Source organism: Streptomyces sp. NPDC001568 (assembly GCF_042893755.1).
Taxonomy (GTDB): Bacteria; Actinomycetota; Actinomycetes; order Streptomycetales; family Streptomycetaceae; genus Streptomyces.
The window spans coordinates 1-2,672 of the sequence record NZ_JBIAVF010000057.1 but is presented as its reverse complement, the minus strand read 5'-3'; the positions used below and the strand labels follow the sequence as shown (position 1 = coordinate 2,672).

Sequence of the window (2,672 nt, the reverse complement as noted above, 5' to 3'; positions counted from 1 at the left end):
GCCGTCACCGGCAACGGCCTCTTCGGCCTCTCCCCCGACGGCAGCGCCATCTTCCAATGGACCGGCAACGGCACCACCTGGAACAAAGTCGGCGGCCCCGCCTCCTTCATCGCGGGCCGGTAGTCGGCGACGTCATCAGCGGACGGGCCCGGGCTTCCTGGGCCGGGCCCGTCCGCTCTTCTCTCTGGAGCCACGTGTTATCACGCATCACCCTGGCTGCCGCTGCCTTGGTCGCGGTCTCACTCGGGGTACTCCCCGCCGTCGCCGCCCCGGCACCTGACCGTCTCTCCTCCACCGCCTCCGCGAACAGCGCCCCCGCGAACACCGCCTCGGCGAACGCCGGCTCCGTGACCACTGGAGACTTCGTCCGCGTCTACAACCCCGGCGCCGGGGAGTCACAGTCCTGGTACATCAACGACCACACCTTCATCCGTGACGAGGTCACCGGGACCTGGCACTTGTTCGGCATCACCCACGCCGAACCGGCCGACCCGGAGAACGAGGACTCGTTCGCACACGCCACGGCACCCAGCCCGCGCGGGCCGTGGACCAAGCAACCCATGGCCCTGACGGTCGACCCCTCCTACGGAGAGTCGCACCTGTGGGCACCGCACGTCATCCGCTCCGGCTCCACGTACTACATGTTCTACGCGGGCGGGCAAACCATCGGCGACCCGTCCAGGAGCCAGATCAACCTGGCCACCTCCACCGACCTGATCCACTGGGAACGGCGGCCCGGAGGGCCACTGTTCCGTGACGGACAAGAAGCACGCGATCCGATGGTCACCCGGGTCGGTTCCCAGTGGGTGATGTACTACACCGCCACGGAGACGGCCACCGGGGGACGCAGTATCGTCGCGTACCGGACGAGTCCGGACCTGATCACCTGGAGCCCGCGCAAGACCGCGTTCACCGCCCTCGGCGACGGCTGGACCGAATCGCCGTACGTGATGCAGCGCAACGGCCTCTGGTACCTGTTCATCGGCGGCTCCGCAACGGCCGATTACGTCGGGGCCGAGGTATACGCCGGCTCCGATCCGCTGCACTTCCCGGCCACCGGCCAAGTGGGCCGCCTGCCGTCCCACGCCGCCGAGGTCGTCACGGACCACGACGGGAGCCAATGGCTGAGCAGCGCGGGCTGGGGCACGGGCGGAGTGGACCTGGCTCCGCTCACGTGGCGGGCACGGCCCTACGCCCCGCACCATCTGTACGCGCTGAGCCCCGACAAGAGCGCCGTCCACCAGCGGACGGGCGGAACCTCCTGGACCAGGATCGGCGGACCGGCAGGCACACTGATCGGCGGTGACGGTGGCCTGTTCGCCACCAGCCCAACCACCGGCGACATCCTCAAATACAGCGGCACCCCGGACAGGTGGACCAAGGTCGGTGGACCCGGGGCCCAGTTCGTCGTCACCGACGGCACGCTGTACGGGCTCGGCCCGGACAGGAAGGCCGTCTTCCGGTGGACCGGATCAGGAACCACCTGGACGAGGATCGGCGGACCGGCAGGCACGCTGTACGCAGGGGGCGGTGGCCTGTTCGCCACCAGCCCAACCACGGGCGACATCCTCAAGTACAACGGCACCCCGGACAGCTGGACCAAGGTCGGCGGGCCCGGAAAGACCTTCGCGGTCACCAACGAGGCACTGTACGGCCTGTCGCCCAACGGTGGTGCGGTCCTGAAATGGACCGGGTCGGGCGCGACCTGGGTCAAGGTCGGCGGACCGGCCGGAACCCTCTTCGGCGGTGGCGCAGGGCTCTTCGCCACCAGCCCCGCCAACGGCGACATCCACAGGTTCAGCGGCGTACCGGACAACTGGTCCAAGGTCGGTGGTCCCGGGAACGCCTTCGCGGTCGCCGGTGACCGGCTCTTCGGGTTGAGCTCCGACAAGAGCGGCGTCTTCCAGTGGTCCGGGTCGGCGACCTTCCAATGGACCAAGGTCGGCGGGTCCGCCGCAAGCATCGTCACCGACTAGCGATCGCCCCACCCCTCCCGTATCGCACCCTCGCCTCAAGGAGACGTATGAAGATCAGATGGGCCGGCTTCCTGGCGGCGGCAGCACTGCTGCTCGCTCCGGTCACAGCCCTCCTGCCCGCCGCCCCGGCCGCGGCCTCGGCCTCGGCAGCCCCGGAGGCGGACACCGCGGTCGCCAATACGCCCCCGTTCCAGCTTCCCATTCCGTGCGGGCAACGGTGGACGACGTCCACGCACGATGGACACGCGAGCCAGTACATGCTCGACATGGTCTCGGCCGGTGGAACCACCCAGGGCACAGCCGCTCTGGCCTCGGCGGGCGGGCGCGTCGTCACCTCACAGTTCGACAGCCAAGCCGGAAACTTCATCGTGATCGACCACGGCGACGGCTGGCAGACCCGGTACCTGCACCTGGACCGGCGCGATGTCGCCGTCGGCAACGACGTGGAGCAGGGCCGGCAGATCGGCACCGTCGGCAACACCGGCAGCTGGACCACCGGGGCGCACTTGCACTACGAGCAGAAGCTGAACGGCTCCGTCGTGCAGACCACCTTCGACGGGCGCCTCGTTCCCGTCAAATGGGAATACAACCAGCACTACGAGACGAGCACGAACTGCGGTGTGTCCGCCGGCAGTAGCCTGTTCGCCCAGTCCCCGGACCGTTCCGCTGTGTTCCAGTGGTCCGGCAACGGGACGA

2 protein-coding genes are annotated in these 2,672 nt (G+C 69.0%); both read left to right on the top strand.

Going from position 1 to position 2,672, the window contains the following annotated elements:
• Positions 1 to 347 precede the first annotated feature (347 nt).
• Positions 348 to 1,976, top strand: coding sequence for a family 43 glycosylhydrolase (locus ACFY0I_RS39925; RefSeq protein WP_388904744.1), 1,629 nt, complete (start codon positions 348 to 350; stop codon positions 1,974 to 1,976).
• 47 nt (positions 1,977 to 2,023) lie between these two features.
• A partial coding sequence (locus tag ACFY0I_RS39920; protein ID WP_388904742.1) for a M23 family metallopeptidase occupies positions 2,024 to 2,672 on the top strand: 649 nt, incomplete at its 3' end.